Below are 17,437 nucleotides of genomic sequence, written 5' to 3'. Positions count from 1 at the left end.
TTATATTTACCATCCCGGATTTTGAGTTAACTTAGGATTCTTCTGAATTTCAGACTGTGGAATCGGGAACAAATAATACTTATCATCCCATCCACGTGCGATGGTTTTTCTGGAAAGCATCACATCGCCATTCACCAGTTTCAGGTCTGCTCCCTGTACGGAGGCAAATGCGGAATTACCAATCTTCCACCGACGTACATCCCAGAAACGATGATCCTCAAATGCCAGTTCCACCATTCTTTCTCTACGGTAGCGCTCCATAAATCCAGCAGAACCTGTAAATTCAGGCATCTGAATATCTGAACGGTTTCTCAATACATTGATGGCCTCATTGGCACTCATACCCAGATCGCCTTTTGCATCTGCATCGCCATAATAATTATACATGGCTTCTGCATAATCCAGATACATTTCAGCCAAGCGGAATACAATCCAAGTATGTCTCTGTGTAGACGGGTTGTTGTAAGTAGTCACGCAGTTGCCATCTACATACTTACGCAAATAATATCCCGTAGTGGTGGCATTATATTTAGGTGCACCATTAAATCCGCCCTCATACGTCTCGATGGTAATCTTCTGTGCACTGTTGGTAGGCCATTGGTCGCCATTTTTCACAATCGTCATGGCAAAACGCGGATCCAGTCCCTCATAAGGATTCTCTTTTGTGACATTGATATCTCCAGGATGACGTTGCCCAAAGGTCTCTCCATTGTCCTTATACTCATAAACATCTACCAATGATTGGGTTGGACAGTTACCTGAACTTCCGTTTTCCACGCCTACCGGATAATTGTTTCTCTCAAACGTATTCGACTCACCTCGGTTGATACCTAATATCAGTTCTGAGTTCGTATTTGCATTATGTCCCCACAACGTGGAATAACTGCTCAACGTAATTCCCCATTCGCCTGCACGATCCAGCAAATCCCTACATGCCACAGCAGCTTCATGCCACAATTCCTGATTGTTATCTTTGTTAAACAAAGGAGAAGCAGCATACAACAAGGTTCTGGCTTTCAAAGCCATGGCAGCCCCACGAGTAGCACGGCCAATCTCTGCACCCGGTTCATTCCGATAGCTAATCGGCAAATATTCTGCAATTTCATCACACTCTTTTACAATAAACTTGAAAACATCCTGTACCGGAGTTCGGGTCACATTATTCGCTTCTTCGTTCGTCAAAGATTTAAGAACCAATGGCACATCGCCATAAGCTCTGGCAAGCTCGAAATAGTAATAAGCCCGTAAGAAACGAAGTTCGTAAGGGTAAAGGCCGAACTGTAAAACCATGTTCGGATAGTTACTATCGTATTCGTAATCGCTTAAATCAACTTTATCGATTTTTTCCAGATATATATGCACTTCTGCAATGGCTCTGTACGCCCGCTGCCAGGTTGTTGAGAAAGGATTGGCAGCACTCCAACCTCCGTTATAGAATTTATGTATATCGGAAAGAGAGTTGGCAAAATCAGCCTCATCAGTAGCTGAAGCCTTAATTGCTCCTCCATAGATTGAATCAAAATCATTGAACATCTGTGCATAGACATCAGAAACCATTCGTTTCACCCCGTCCGTTGGATTTTCATATACCCAATCTTCACCAGTAACCGTAGCTTCATTATAGTTCAAATCCACGCAACCGGCCAGACTCATTGCGCCTGCGAGGCCTATTAAAAATAATCCTTTGAATTTCATTATCATGATGTTTTTAAATTAAAATGTAACAGATAAGCCCACATTCACTGATTTCAGAATCGGGTATCTCGTAGAAAGAACTTCCGCATCCATTGCTCCCACATTATCAAATGTAAGCAGGTTCTCACCTTGCAGGAAAAGCTTTGCACCCGCAATATGCGCATGCTGCAACCACTGATTCGGCAACTTGTAGTACAACTCACAATATCTCATTTTCAGATAGCTGACATTTTTATACCACACCGTGCTATTCTGTACGTTGTTCTGTGTTTCCTGAGAAGCCAATCGAGGATAGATTGCCTGGTCTCCAACCACATCCCAGCAATGATTGTAGTACTCCGTTGACAGGTTGTTATTATCAGCAAGCACCTTCCATACACCATCCACTCCTTTGAGGTCTTTAATCTGGTTGTTTGATCCCTGGAAAGTGAAGTTCAATCCGAAACCTTGGTATTCCAGTCCAAAATTAAATGAATAGTTCATGGCCGGAACTGAATAACCTTTTCCCAAGCCCACCATATCAAACTCATTAATCACATTGTCGCCATTCTGATCTTTATATTTGATATCACCAGGTTTTACACTTGAGAATTCCTGTTTGGGACTTGCATCAATGTCGTTCTGGTCTTTGAAAAAGCCGATACTTTCCAATCCCCAGGCCTCATCTACGCCATGTCCGATTTTTGAAAGATTCGGATAAGCCGGATTCTCAATCACATTGGCTATCTCATTATGAGAAAGAGTGAAGAAGGCACCTGCATTCAAACAGAACTTGTCGGACAGTTTTTTCGCATAGCGCGCCCCTACTTCCAAACCATAGCTGGTCACTTTACCTACATCATCGTAAGCAGACTGAATACCTGCTACCCATGAGTTCTGGTCCTGAGCAGAAACCAAGATGTGACTACGCTGCTGATAATAGAGGTCTAACGTAAAGTCAAGGGCATTGAAGAAACGCATATCAGTTCCGACATTCAGTTTGGCGGCAGTTTCCTGTGAGAAGTTCGTAGTAGGGAAAGAAGTCATAAACATACCCCAGCTCTCTGCATTTGCTTCACCATAGAAGAAATTACCGTTGTTCGTACTCCAGTTTTCCAACCAAAGACCAATGCCCGGTACATAATCGTAATGCTGGATACCCGCAGAAGCACGTACCTTACCTACGTTCAGCACCTTTGCTTTTGAATCATTGGCAAAGATGTATCCTAAACCTAAAGTCGGTGAGAACGCCCATTTGGCAGGGTAGCTACGGTTTGAACCGTTGGCAGCCAAAGTCAGGTCGAACAAATATTTATTGTCTAAATCGTAGTGTGCCGTACCGGTCCAGTTGGTACGATAAAACGTATTGCCTTGCCCATCTGAAATATCACTGCTCGCATCATAGATGACCGCAGCAGAGAAATGATCATTATCAAGGAAAGAATTCTGATAGTAAAGTCCCAATGAAGCTTTTCCTCTACGCCACTGGCTGTCTACCCAGTGTGAGAAAGTCAGGTTGTTTTCCTTGTTACCCATCACGACTTCCTGCACATGGTCTTTATCACCGATTGCTCCGGTATAGTATTCATATGCATATTGGTGACCTTTGTATCTGGACTCTTTCGTAATAGACGAATTGTCATATCCGATACTGGCTCTGAAACTCAATCCTTTCACCCAGAAATCCAAATCCTGTACCAAAGTCGCATCAGCCCACAACTGGCGCTGATGAGATTTAAGGAAACCAGACTCCTGAATCTTGGCTGCAATGTTACCGTCACCATAGGCTTCATTACCTCCCCAATAACCGGAAGAGGTACGGAGCGGGAACGCACTCATCGGAGTACGATACACATACCATGTAGCTCCGTTTGCATCCACGTCGTTAGGCTGGGAGGTTTCAATAAAAATTCCCAGCACATTGGCAGAAATGCGGGTAGTTGGCGATAAGGTAAAATCCACATTGGCACGAATGTTAGCCTTTGAATATTTTAATTGAGATGAATACTCTGCCTGTTTGGTATTTTTCAACAAACCCTTATTCTGAGTATAATCCATCATCGTGTAATACTTCACCTTATCACTACCTCCTGATATAGACAGGTTAGCCCGGTCTTCTGAGCCTCTGTTCTTGAAAGCTTCATTCTTCCAGTTTACATTCGGATAAAAATAAGGATCGGTACCATTCTTAATCAGTTCCAGTTCCTGGTCTGAATACGTAGGAGTCAATCCGTCATTCAGACGTCCCTGGTTCAAGGCGGAAGCATATCCGTATCCGTCCATCATCTCAGCGAATTCCGGGTCAAAGGTAAATTTATGGCTATACCCTACCTTTATCTGCGTTTTTCCTTCCATTCCTCTTTTCGTCTTTACCAAGATGGCTCCATTGACACCTTTATGTCCCAATAAAGCTACTGCAGCCGCATCCTTCAACACCGTCACACTTTCCACCTCTTCTACAGTCAGACGATTAATCGGACGTTCATATCCATCCACCAAAATCAAAATACGGTTTTTATCACCCAATAAATTGCTCGTATCATCGTTGTAAGTCTGTACGCCTCGGATATTAAAAATCGCTCCAAAATCTTCATCTCCGGCAAAACCTCCATTGTTGATTGTAGTAAGTCCCAGCAATTTACCATACAAGGCTTCGGCCAGACTTACGGCGGAAGTCTGTTGCAATTCCTCTGCCGTAATTGTCATTGTGGATGCCGTACTCAATAATTCGCTATGCTGGATACCATAGCCAAGATCCACTTTCTGTTTATCTAGATCCGGCAATTGTACCTGTGCCTGCGCAGAAATTCCCCCTGCCATCAAAAGCAACATGAGGCCTGACTTCATTATATATTTATTCATAATCTACGTATTTATTATTTATTATCTTATATACATTACCAACCGGGATTTTGGAACAATCCATATCCTTTGTTTATCTCAGTTCTTGGGAATGGAGATAAGAACCACTTATTTGTCCAGAAACCAGGTTCCCACCATCTACGTGCTCCAACAGTAATGACTTGCTTGTCATAAATGAAGTTAGGATAAGGCTCACCAGCTTTCAAGGTTGTATCATCACGCGTATCTTTCTGTCCATCTGCAGTTTTACGCCAGATAACCAGTTCATGCAACGGAGAAGTAAATTTATCAACGCATTTTCTACGGATGATATCGTACAGACGTTCATCTTCCAAACCAAATTCACATGCACGTTCACGCAAGATTTCCTGAATCAGGTTATCCTTGTTTGTCGTAAGATGCAACTCCGGATTCATAACCTCAATTTTCCCCAATCCGACACGGTCACGTACGATATTGACCTGATCGCAGGCTTTCTGCAAGTTGCCGGTTTCAGCCAAAGCTTCTGCATAAATCAAATACATATCTGCCATACGCATATAAGCGTAGTTGGCTGGAAGGTTTGTCATTTTCCAGAAGTCACGTACCCATTTAAACAGAGCCATACCACTGGCAAAACGGATACGCCATTCGTTCAGGGTTGTATTCTGGTCAATGTCTCCTCCTTGCCATATACCTACAGACGACAATCCCTGATAGTCCTCACGCAACTTCGGACGGTTCACCAACATAGTCTCGTACAAACGAGGATCACGGTCAGCGAAAATGTCTATATTATTAGGATTATTCGTATTGTAGACCCCTTCTTTATACGGGTAATTACGTCCGTCGGCCATCGGGAACATTTCCATATATTCCAATGTAGGATTCAAGTGTCCCTGATGAGCCACATTACCGATACCATACGTCTGGTCACCCCATTCTTCCATCAAATACGTACTGTGGATTTCCAACAATTTTTCCTTGTTTCCACGATTCCAGTAACCGGCACGATAAGCTTCCGAATAACCCTGTTCATCTCGTGTAGCAGGTTCAATCAGTCCATAATAATTGCCATTTTCCTGATTTACTCTAAAGAAATCTTCACAAGCCTTCAGGCAAGTTTCCCACAAATCCTGACGTTTGCCACCATACCACACAGCCAAGATATCCTGCCGGTCTTCTTTACGGGTGAACTGCATATAAGGCTCATCATCATTGAACAACGGAGAAGCCGCATAAAGATAAAGTTTGGCACGCAACGCCATGGCGGCAGCCTTGGTGATTCGACCAGCTTCATTGTTCACATCCTCCAGAACCCACGGGAAGCCCGGTTCATCAATCGCCTTCAACAGCAAGCTGTCAATAAAATTCACTGTCTGTTCTACGGTAGCACGGCCGCCATCATACGATTCACCAGTCTGATAAGCATGGTCTATCAAAGGCAGTCCTCCGAAGTTCTTCAATCCATCCAAGTAGCGAGTAGCCATGATGACGTAAGTTTCACCTCTTAACCGGCTTTTCTCTTCATCCGACATATCCGGCACACGGTCTATGTTCTCAATAATCTGCCAGCCCTTACGAATAGCTTCATAAATTGAGCGTTTATTATCGCTACCTGAGTTAAAGGCAAATTTATCTTTAATCTGTCCATCCTGATAACCTTCTGTGGCATTACCTGGATAATACCACAAATAAGCCCCCGACCATGAGCTGTATGCATGGAAGATATCAGACAATGTTTCATTCGGACTAGACTGCAGCTGATCCTTTACAAAAAACGGACAACTCATGTGGTTATACAGATTCCAAAGGAAATAGCGTGTATACTCCGCTTTACTGAAGATAGTATCCAAAGATACATCTACGCCCGGCGCTTTCTCCAAAAAGGAGTTTCCTACATTGAAATCATCCACGCATGATACCAAAGTATTACCTCCTAAGGTAAATCCTACTAAACCTATAATAAAATATCTAAGTTTTTTCATGGTATATTAAATATTAAGTTTTACACCAAAGTTAATAATACGTGTCATCGGGTATTTGATGAATGTACCATATTCACCACCGGCACTTTCCGGGTCATTTCCTTTAAACGGAGTGAATGTCAACAGGTTATATCCTGACACATAAACTCTGACACTGGAAATACGCGGCAAGAACGGAATGTTACGGATGTTATAACCGATTTCAATGTTCTTCAATCTCAGGAAAGAAGTATCTACCAACCAGACTCTGGAATCAAGCGTATTGTGTGCCTGATTGGAGAATGTCAGTCTCGGCAATATGGCATCCCGGTTATCTTCGCGCCAGCTGTTATCATACACCCATTGCAGAAGTCCACAGTTGTTGGTATCACCAAACTGAGGACGATAATACCAGTAAAGCTGACGGTTTACGTGAGTGGCACCTGTCCACAACATAGAAATATCAAAGTTCTTATAAGTCAAACTCATGTTGACAGAAGCATTGTATTCAGGGATATCTGTATAACCAATGGCATGCATATCATCAGAATCAATTAAGCCATCGCCTGTCAAGTCGACATACACGCAGTCACCTGCTTTCAAAGCTGCATTCTGATTCGGCATATCTACCCCATATTGTGCTTTATAGCGTGCTTCCGTTTCACCCGGTACATAGAATTCAAAGAATTCGTATCCGAAAGGCTGGCCAACCGGATGCCCAGTACGGTACAAATGAGGATAATTCTGTTTTACTTCAGCCTGTTCTATAATCTTATTACGAGCGAAAGTCAATGACGGAGAGATTGAGTAAGTCACTTCACCCACTCTGTCAGTCCAGTTCAAAGTAAGCTCATAACCATGATTCTTTACACGACCATAGTTGATAGAACTGGCATTCATACCCAATACAGAAGGCAACATGGCTGAGTTGCTCACCAAAATGTTCTTTCGGTCTTCAAAGAAGAAATCCAATCCCAAGCTCAAACGGTCATTAAAGAATTTTGCATCAAGACCAATATTTTTCTTTACAGCTGTTTCCCAAGTTACATCCGGATTTCCGACAGAGGTCTCAAATGCCCCAGGCATCCAAGTACTGTTATTGGTACCAAAGTTTGCAGAACCCCATCCTGCTCCATTAGGATATCCATCAAAGATTTTATAACTGCCCGGCAGATAGAGGAAACGTGAAGTTCCAATCTTATCGTTACCTACCGTACCGATAGAAGCACGTATCTTCAAATAGGAAATCACATTCTTCAACGGTTCCCAGAATTTTTCAGCTGAAGGAATCCATCCGACAGATGCAGAAGGGAAGAATCCGTAACGTTTTCCAGGAGCAAAGTTCTCAGAACCGTTATATCCCATGTTCACATCAACCATGTATTTGGAAGCATAGTTATAAGTGATACGTCCCACCAAACCTACATATCCAGACGGGATAGATACATAAAGGTCTCCAGAAACATCCTGATTAGGATAATAGCTCTTTGACTGGTTGTAAAGCAGCAATGCACCTACATCGTGATTTCCAAAAGAACGAGAGTAGTTCAAACTGGCTTCTGCATACCAGTCACGGTCACCCCACTTATTTTCAGCATAAGGCAAAATATAGGTGGTTCCACTTTTCACCAGTACCGGCTGCTGAACACCGTTTTCATCTTCACGCAAAGTAACTTTATACGTAACGCCCGTACCAAAATCATTCTTACGGTCTTTCTGCTGCGTATATTCTGAGTTATATGATCCTTTAATCTTAAAAGACAAACCCTTGGTAATGAAATCCAGGTTCAAATTGTACTGCAAGTCCAGGTTGAGCACGTTCTTGCTCTCCTTCACATATCCCAAATCATAGAAACGAGCCAAACCATCGCTGTTGTTTGTCAGTTCACCACCTACAATGGCCGGGTCTGCCACCAATCGACGTCCCTCTTCGTCAATACCATATCCAGCCATTGGAAGAGCGTCATGCAAGTAACGGAACAAATCGCTTTCTCCGTCACCAATCGTGTTACGGTTTTCCAGACGTCCACCGATATTAATAGCCAATGAACTATATTTAGAGAGTTCCAAATCCAAGTTTGCACGATAATTATAACGTTTATATTTAAAGTTCTCTTCCGGGTCGGCATTAAAGGTTTTGAAAAGTCCGTCCTGGTCAAATGCACCTATTGAAATAAAATATTTTGCTTTTTTTGATCCACCTGAGATTGACACGTTATATTGTGTCTGCCAGGCACTGTTTTTCATGATGTAATCCAGCCAGTTGGTGTCTGGATAAACTTTCAGCATGTCTCTATCCTTAAAATGCTGAATGGCGGTCTGACTGTAACGCACAGCGTCAGGACTGATGCCATCTCCCAGCTGAGCATTATTATAAGCCGTGGCATAAGTATAAGAATTTGTCATGTCCAAAAACTGAGTTATCTGCTGCAGACCAGCGGATGCAGAAACTGAGATAGAAGCCTTACCTTCTTCTCCACGTTTAGTAGTCACCAGAATCACACCATTTGCACCACGTACACCATACACTGCAGTAGCAGATGCATCCTTCAAAATTGAAATATCCTGCACCTCATTAGGGTCCAACTGACTAAACGGACGTTCTACACCATCCACCAGCACCAACGGTTCCGCACTGTTCAAGGAGCCTACGCCTCGTACACGGATTACAGGATCATCACCACCCGGGATACCTGAATATTGAACGGACTGCACACCCGGCAACTTACCAGCCAATGCATTACCCAAGGAAGCTGACGGGGATTTCAACAACTCCTTACTGTTGACGTTGGATACTGCTCCCGTCACCGTCACCTTTTTCTGTACGCCATAAGCCACAACGACAACTTCATCCAAACTCTGCGTATCCGACGTCATTGTCACTTGCATATTAGCTTTCGGTTTCAGTTCCAAGGTCTTATACCCCACATAAGAAAACACAAGAACTGCATCAGGCGAAACAGACGACAAGACAAACTGCCCGTCAAGGTCTGTAATCGTACCGGTGCCTGTTCCTTTAACCTGTACAGATACTCCAATCAAGGTTTCCCCCGATTCATCTTCTACGACACCTTTCACATTAATCGCTTGTGCGAAAGACATCACTGGTATATAGCATAGAAATGCCAATATATACCAAAATTTTAAGACTACATGTTTCATAATATCAGTTATTTATTGTGCAACTATTAGTTTTCTTTTTTACTTCCATCACTACATTGAGCATATCCCTACCGAGCATTCTCTACTTGATGATACCGAAGCCTTGATTCAAACTTGTCAGCCACCGTTACAGACGGTGAATCGAAATCGTCCGCCAAAACCACATTACCTGGATAATGTACGACTCCTGCATATTCTCCTCCTGCAGTCCAACTTGCCAGACGATAAGTAAGTAAAAATGGATGGTAATAATGAAAACTTTTAATAAGGTTCTTGTCATACTCAGATAAATGCAAATCTTTTACGGCCCGATAATTTTGCCACAGATTTGAACAACCACCAAAGTCCAGACAGAATTCCATTCACGAAGTATGTTCTTCATGTTTTTCATTAAGATTTATTGTTTACAATCAGGTTACTTACATTCATGCAGATTAAGTTTCGTTGACAATACTCCCTTTTTCTGCACTGGCAAAAATAAATACATATATAATAAGGCATGTTTGAAAACTAACAAAAGGATGTTTGATTTCTATCATTTTACACATACAACTGATTATCAGTATTATACAAATTGTAAACAAGAAGAAAAGGGAATGAATTCAAACCTCCTTTTTCTTTGTACCGATGAAGAAAGACAGCTAAAATTTAAGCTACAAGTCCCTTCTTTGCAGTTTAAAAATATGTTAGCAAACCATGTGTACTCAAAATAAAATTAAAATCCATACCCTGAAGACATTTCCCGTCGGGGCTGTAAGACGCCTCTCCAGCCGAAGGCCAGAATATCAACAAATCTCCCCAAAAGCTTTCCTCAAACCTTAACCTGCAGCACAGAAAGAAAACCGCTGGAAGACACCTCGGAGAAAAAAGAATGTATGTTTGAAAATTAACAGAAGGATGTTGGATTTCTATCGGAACGAACCATCCTTTCTGACTTCTTTCACTGATTAAGAAGCAGTTACAAAACACTATTTATCCTGCTCTCCTTTATTGTTTCCCGTAATGACTTTGCTCGGTGAAACCCCATAATATTTCTTAAATACAGTGCTGAAATAACGTACGTCGGGGTAACCACACTGAATGGCTACCGCAGTAACAGAAAGACAACCTCCCTCCAACAATGATTTAGCTTGTTTCATTCGCATTTCCCTTATCAAATCATTGGGAGCCATACCCAATAGTTTACGGGTCTTTTCATAAAGCAAAGTTCTGCTCAAGGCTACCGCATTGCATAAGTCATTGACAGTAAACTCTGAATTAGAGATATTTCCCTGAATTACCTGTGTAATCTTTTGCAAAAACAAGGTATCAATGTCGCCCTGCAAAGCCTTTGTGTCCATATGGGGAATGCTTTCCAGCTTCTTCATACTCATCTTCGACAAATAATAAGAATGCAGTTTACGACGGTTGACAAAGACGTTACGTATCTTCAGTTCCAAAATCTCCATGTCAAAAGGCTTCGTAATATAGTCGTCAGCTCCCACACTCAATCCCAAAGTTTGTGTTTCCTTGTCGGTATTGGCGGTCAGCAGAATCACAGGTATGTGTGAGGTCTCTATATGATTCTTAAGCTGCTTGCAAAATGTATCTCCCCGCATTCCGGGCATCATGACATCACTGATAACCAAATCGACACTCTGCTTCTGCAATATTTCCATGCCCTCTTCTGCCGAACCTGCCCCCACTACATTATAAGATGCAGACAGGGCATGAAACAAATATTCACGCAGTTCCTGAGTATCCTCTACCACCAAAATAGTTTCCTTATTCGATGAATAAGAAGCAGACCTCAAAGGCATTCCCGGTTGTTTTTCCCCGAATTCCACAGAAGATTCATCCGACTGCCGGCCTTTCTTTACCAAAGGCAAGGAAAGATAAAACGTGGAACCTACATTCAACGTACTCTTAAAAGAAAGCTTCCCACCTATTTTCTTTACCAGACTATATGTAAAAAATAATCCGACACCGCTACCCGGTATGCTCTTGTCTATCGCATTCGCCCCGCGGTGGAAAAACCGAAAAATCTTTTTGGCAGACACAGGAGAAATGCCGATACCCGTATCCTCTACTTCTATGACCGCATAGTTCCCCGCCAGCCGCAAAGTAACGGTCACGCCTCCTTCAAAAGTATATTTCAACGCATTCGACAGCAAATTGTCCAAAATCCGATTCAACAATCCGGGCTCCACATTAACCAGACAACTTTCAGGACAATTGTTCACCTTAAAATAAAGTCCCTTTTCTTCTGCCAGCTGATGATAATCATAATCCAACAAACCTACATATTGCTTCAAGTCAACAATATTCGGTTTGAACAAATCATCTTTCTGCACATTCAGCTTATTCAAATCCATCAATTGGTTGACAATATTCCAAAGATGTCTCACACTGTTTCGGGCCGTAGCCAACAAATATACCTGTTCATCCCTTTCATCCGGCTTGTCTATCAACTTGCTGAGTTTGTCCAAAGGTGCCGCCACCAAAGTCAACGGCGTTTTAATGTCATGCGCCACGTTAATGAAGAAATTAATTTTTTCTTCAAAATGCAGTCTCTCCACATAACTCTTATAAGTCATAATCCCCCAATAAATAAACCCACAAAGTACCAATGCATACACAAGCAACATATACCAACGTAACCATACCACTTGCTCCACCACAATCCGGACGCTACGTTCTATAGTCGTACCCGACTCTGGGTCCTCTCCTTTTATCTGAAGCGTATAGGTTCCTGGCGCAAGATTTGTCAAACGAATGGCATGTCGTGGATCCAAGAAATTCCATTCCTCTGAACTACCCACCAAACGCCAACGAAATTGAGAGGCATATTGATTATACAAGTCATCCGTACTAATCGATAAAGCAAACGAACGGGTCTTATATGGAATTCGCAACTCTTTCACTTGATTCAAAGGAACGTCTAGAATATCCGGATGGGAAACCATGGTAACCTCTTCCGAACCAACCTTCAAGTCTGTAAAACAGATTTTACGAATCACGGAATGCAGAGAGGCCGACAAAGGAGAAAAGACAAGCGCTCCATAATATCCGCCGAACGCAAAACTCCCGTTAAGGAGCAAACACGAAGCCCCTGGAAAGAACTCATTGAAGAACAATCCCTCATGGCGTCTTAAGGAGGAAACCATTTTATCTGATTTTGTATCAAACACAAACAATCCGGCATTTTCCGTAGAGACCCACAAACGCTGCAGGCTATCTGCCTGTATGGCCATAATATAATTCGACGGCAATCCTTCACGAGTAGTATAGGGCACAAGATTCTTACCTGCCAACTGATAGCACAGCAATCCTCCTCCGTCGGTACCAATCCATATTTCTTTTTGCCGGGCTACATAAGCCACACAATTTATATAGGTAGAACCTCTCCATTGCGCAAAAGAAGAAGCAGAACTAAATATAGGTTCAACAGCTTCTGTTTTTATGTTCATCAGATAAACGCCATCTACCGTCCCAACCAGCAAACTATCCGTGGCAATGGGAAGTAAGGCGGTTACTTTATTCAGCTTGTAAAAATGCTTTTCAAACTTCTCCCCCTGTATCGTCAACTTGGTCAAATTAAAGTTCATACCCCCCAGCCAGATATTTCCCAATGAATCTTTACAAGAAGCAAACACACAATCTTTCTCTTCATTTCCCGACAAAGAAGGAAAGAAATCAAAATGTCCTGTCCGAGGATTCAAACGGTAAACGCCCGAATTATATCCTCCACACCACACAAATCCTTCATCGTCCAATGCTACAGAAAGAAAACCGGCCTGCTTGTCTAAAAATTTCCGGAACGTATTATCCAGATAATTATAACATCCAATGTAGAAATTGAAAGCCATCCAGATATCTCCATTCTTCCCGGCACAAACCCCATGAACAAAGTTTGCGGAACTTACCTTTTCTTCCTCATCCTTCACCAACACAAAATTCGAACCTTTCCGCAAGAGGGTCACTCCTCCCAAATAACTCGTCACCCATATATTACCTTCATCCACCAGAATATCATACACACTGGAAGTACGCAACGACAAGGTACCCGCCGGCACCACATCGGAAGCAAACAACTGATACTCTTTTTGAGCCATACCGACTTTATAAACCCCCATTCCATCACAACCTATCAGCATGTATTTGTCATCCAATTTCCGGATGGATCGTACAATGGCACTTTGAAACGGACCTTGCACCTGTGACAAGTGACCTCGCTCATAAAACCACAGTCCGCTTCCTTCACAGCCCATCCATACACAATCCTTCGAAGCGTCCATATATAAGGTTTCTACAGTCTGCTTATCCATCCCTGGAATGTGTTTGGAAATTTTCAGGTCATGAGTCAAGGTAAAAACGCCTCCTACTCCCCCCACCAGCAAAAAATTATTGCCACAAGATTGCCCACACCTGATTTCAAAACCATCCAGTCCTTTGCATAATATACGCTTGGTTTTCATATCAATGCACAATATTCCATTGGAAGTGCAGGCATACAATTTAGTACCTATTTGCAAAAGTGCATTCAGGGTCGGATAGATATGATAATCTGACAACGATACAAACAATTGAAAGCAATCACTCTCCGTATTATACAAATACATCTGGCCACTGTCTGTATAAGCCCACAAATGACCTGCCCCATCTGTATACACCGATATTTTCTGCCCGTCGCCCAGGGCGCGTATGTCATCATGAAAAAGGTTATAATGTTTGAAGGAATAGCCATTATACATATCTATTCCTTGCCGGGTAGACATCCAGATAAAATCTCCCCATTTCAATATCTTGAATACCGTATTGCTGGACAAGCCTTCTGAAGAATCAAAACCATACGAATAATATTTAGAGATTGCAACAGCCTTCACAAAGCCTGCATGCATCAATAAAAAAGCTAAAACTACGAAATTACAATAAATGTATCTCTTCATGTTCTCCATAAGCCATAAAAAGGAATTCCACCTCTACAATCAAGTATTAGATAATTATGTACTTCATGTAAATAAACCCAAAGGGCTTCCATCTTAAGCCGTTCAAAGCCTTGCAAATATAACAAAAATTAAAATAACTGATTCACTTTTTCTCTTTTTCAATTTAGGGACATCTATCTAGGAAACAAACTGATTCTCACACCGGCATTTTTCTATCTATTCCACATTCTTTATCCAGCCACACAAATTCATAAGAATATTTTATTTGTAAGCACCAGATTTAAAATCTTATGCAAAAAGGCTCACTACTTAATCAAAAAAATAATTACATTTGCACAATAGAAGCATAAAAAAGAAACCTAAAATTAATATGCTATGAGAAAAAATCTAGTAAAAGTATGGACAATCTGCCTGCTAACAGCAGGATGGATGATGGCCTGTGCGCCACAAGAAACCCAGACGGGTGACCTGAATGTCATTCCACTTCCACAAGAAGTGACGGAAAATCCGTCATCAGCGCCTTTCGTGATTAAATCTTCCACCACCATCGTCTACGACGAAGGCAATGAAAAGCTGGCAAGCACCGCCCGACTTTTGGCTAATTATATCAAAGAGGTAACCGGAACAGAAGTCAAAACAGGTACAAAAGCTGGGAAAAACTGTATCATACTGAAAATCGACCCCTCCATCATTCAGAAAGAAGGATATAAGCTGAAAGTGACGAGTGATGCCGTCACCGTAATCGGGGCTACCGAGGCTGGAGTATTCTACGGATGCCAGACCATCCATAAAGCACTTCCCATCACAAAAGGCAAGGCATTAGCCTCACTGCCGGCAGGGGAGGTAAATGACTATCCACTATATAACTATCGTGGATTCATGATTGATGTAGGACGTCATTTTTTCCCGAAAGAATATCTGAAAGAACTGATTGATGTCATGGCCATGCACAACATCAACTATTTCCATTGGCACCTGACTGAGGACCAAGGCTGGCGCATTGAAATCAAGAAATATCCCAAACTCACGGAAATAGGTTCGTACCGTAAAGAAACGATTACTGCCCCCGGTTCCGGTCAGTTCGACGGAACTCCGGTAAGCGGTTTCTACACACAGGAAGATGCCAAAGAAATCGTGGCCTACGCAGCTGAACGCTTCATCACAGTTATCCCCGAGATAGATATGCCGGGACACATGTTGGCCGCATTGGCTTCGTATCCGGAACTGGGATGTACCGGTGGCCCGTATGAAACAGCTACCAAGTTCGGAGTGTTCAAGGAAGTACTTTGCGGAGGAAATCCTCGTACATTGCAATTTGCCAAAGATGTGGTGAACGAACTGATGGATATCTTCCCGGACGCTCCTTATATCCATATCGGAGGAGACGAATGTCCAAAAGCAGAATGGGAAAAATGTCCAAAATGTCAGGCCAAAATCAAAGAACTGGGACTGCGCGACACGAAAGAGCACAGCAAGGAAAACCAGCTCCAAGTGTATTTCATGAACGAAGTGGAAAAGGAAATTGCCAAACGGGGCAAGAAAATGCTGGCATGGAACGAGATTTTAGAAGGCAATCCGAATCCGGAAACAACTACCGTCATGGCATGGACGGGTGTAAAGGCTTCCATCAAAGCCGCACAGCTGGGACATCCAACCATTGTCTGCCCCATCAGCCACTTGTACTTCAGCAATCCTGGATATAACCGTCTAAAAGGTATCAGCAGTGTGGCACGGGTATACAACTTTGAACCGGCATCCGACGAATTGACTCCGGAAGAAAAGAAAAACATTATCGGCGTACAGGGATGTATCTGGACCGAATGGACCAAAGACAGCGTAAAGATGGAATGGCAGATGATGCCACGCATCGCCGCATTGAGCGAATTACAATGGAGCAATCCGGCAAAGAAAGACCTGAATGGATTCCTGAAACGACTCCGCCACCAGCTGGATTTGTACCAATTGTACGGATATAATTATAAAAAGGATATCGAGGATGTCACCATCGATGTTGAACCGAAAGGAGAAGGCGGAGCAGCTTCTATCCAACTGAAAACATTCGACAATGCACCGGTTTACTACACATTGGACGGTTCCGACCCTTCGGCTACTTCACAACAGTATACTCAGCCATTTACGGTAGACCAGACAACAACCATCAAGGCAAAGGCTATCCGTAACGGTCGTGAAAGTGATGTAACAGCAGAAAACCTCACGTATAACTTGGCTACCATGCATCCTATTACCCTGAAATGTACACCCGACGAAAAGTTCACTTACAAGGGTGCCAACTTACTGGTTGATGGTATGCAAGGAGACGACAATTATCGTTCGGGACGCTATATCGGTATTTATGGACAGGATTTTGATGCCACCATCGACTTGCAGGAACCGAAAGAAATATCTTCTGTCTCAGTCGGTACCTACCTGGTTCCGGGTGACTATATCTTCGGACTGACAGGATTGGAAGTGTATGGTTCTGAAGATGGAAAGACTTACACCAAGATAGGTTCGATATCCATTCCGACACTGGAAAAAGGCAGTAAGAACAATGTACTGAAACGCGATACCGTCAGCTTCAACAAGACAAAAGCACGCTATGTGCACATTATCGGAAAGAATACTCCGGTACTCCCGAAATGGCATCCGGGGGCAGGCAAGCAAACTTACTTGTTCCTCGATGAAATCGCCATCAATTAGTTGAATCAGACAGCTCAGAAAACGCCTTTGCGTTCTCTCCAAAACGTAAGTACGTTTCAAGTAAAACGCAAGTACATTTTGGAACAAACGCAAAGGCGTTTAACTTCAAATGAGGTGTACTGAAAATAGTTGTCAGTTTTAAGATTAATTCCTGACTAAGTTGAC

The 17,437-nt window shown here is 42.6% G+C and carries 6 protein-coding genes; 1 reads left to right on the top strand and 5 read right to left on the bottom strand.

The genetic code is table 11. The features are described from left to right. Positions 1-6 precede the first annotated feature (6 nt). From RDP42_RS03380 to RDP42_RS03360, 5 genes are all read right to left on the bottom strand, one after another. Complete coding sequence (locus RDP42_RS03380; RefSeq protein WP_308762530.1) at positions 7-1,695, bottom strand: RagB/SusD family nutrient uptake outer membrane protein; 1,689 nt, start codon at positions 1,693-1,695, stop codon at positions 7-9. An 18-nt stretch (positions 1,696-1,713) separates the two neighbouring features. Next, the gene (locus RDP42_RS03375) at positions 1,714-4,536 is read right to left on the bottom strand and encodes a SusC/RagA family TonB-linked outer membrane protein (RefSeq protein WP_308762529.1); all 2,823 of its coding nucleotides are present in this window, start codon (positions 4,534-4,536) and stop codon (positions 1,714-1,716) included. A gap of 35 nt (positions 4,537-4,571) precedes the next feature. Further along, positions 4,572-6,503 (bottom strand): RagB/SusD family nutrient uptake outer membrane protein, encoded by a 1,932-nt coding sequence (locus tag RDP42_RS03370; protein WP_308762528.1) that lies wholly within the window; start codon positions 6,501-6,503, stop codon positions 4,572-4,574. A gap of 6 nt (positions 6,504-6,509) precedes the next feature. Further along, positions 6,510-9,644: a TonB-dependent receptor gene (locus RDP42_RS03365; RefSeq protein ID WP_308762527.1), complete on the bottom strand. Its 3,135-nt coding sequence runs from the start codon at positions 9,642-9,644 to the stop codon at positions 6,510-6,512. 968 nt (positions 9,645-10,612) lie between these two features. After that, positions 10,613-14,572: a response regulator gene (locus RDP42_RS03360; RefSeq protein WP_308762526.1), complete on the bottom strand. Its 3,960-nt coding sequence runs from the start codon at positions 14,570-14,572 to the stop codon at positions 10,613-10,615. A 375-nt stretch (positions 14,573-14,947) separates the two neighbouring features. Between RDP42_RS03360 and RDP42_RS03355 the strand changes: the two genes are divergently transcribed. Continuing rightward, positions 14,948-17,272, top strand: coding sequence for a family 20 glycosylhydrolase (locus tag RDP42_RS03355; RefSeq protein ID WP_308762525.1), 2,325 nt, complete (start codon positions 14,948-14,950; stop codon positions 17,270-17,272). The last annotated feature ends 165 nt before the right edge of the window (positions 17,273-17,437 follow it).

The organism is uncultured Bacteroides sp. (assembly GCF_902472605.1).
Lineage (GTDB): Bacteria > Bacteroidota > Bacteroidia > Bacteroidales > Bacteroidaceae > Phocaeicola.
This window is presented reverse-complemented; position numbering and strand designations above follow the sequence as displayed.

What these genes read in the sequence shown, in the direction of transcription:
- RDP42_RS03380 (WP_308762530.1), bottom strand. Translation starts at nt 1,695, where the DNA reads ATGAAATTCAAAGGATTATTTTTAATAGGCCTCGCAGGCGCAATGAGT.
- RDP42_RS03355 (WP_308762525.1), top strand. Translation starts at nt 14,948, where the DNA reads ATGAGAAAAAATCTAGTAAAAGTATGGACAATCTGCCTGCTAACAGCA.
- RDP42_RS03375 (WP_308762529.1), bottom strand. Translation starts at nt 4,536, where the DNA reads ATGAATAAATATATAATGAAGTCAGGCCTCATGTTGCTTTTGATGGCA.
- RDP42_RS03370 (WP_308762528.1), bottom strand. Translation starts at nt 6,503, where the DNA reads ATGAAAAAACTTAGATATTTTATTATAGGTTTAGTAGGATTTACCTTA.
- RDP42_RS03365 (WP_308762527.1), bottom strand. Translation starts at nt 9,644, where the DNA reads ATGAAACATGTAGTCTTAAAATTTTGGTATATATTGGCATTTCTATGC.
- RDP42_RS03360 (WP_308762526.1), bottom strand. Translation starts at nt 14,572, where the DNA reads ATGAAGAGATACATTTATTGTAATTTCGTAGTTTTAGCTTTTTTATTG.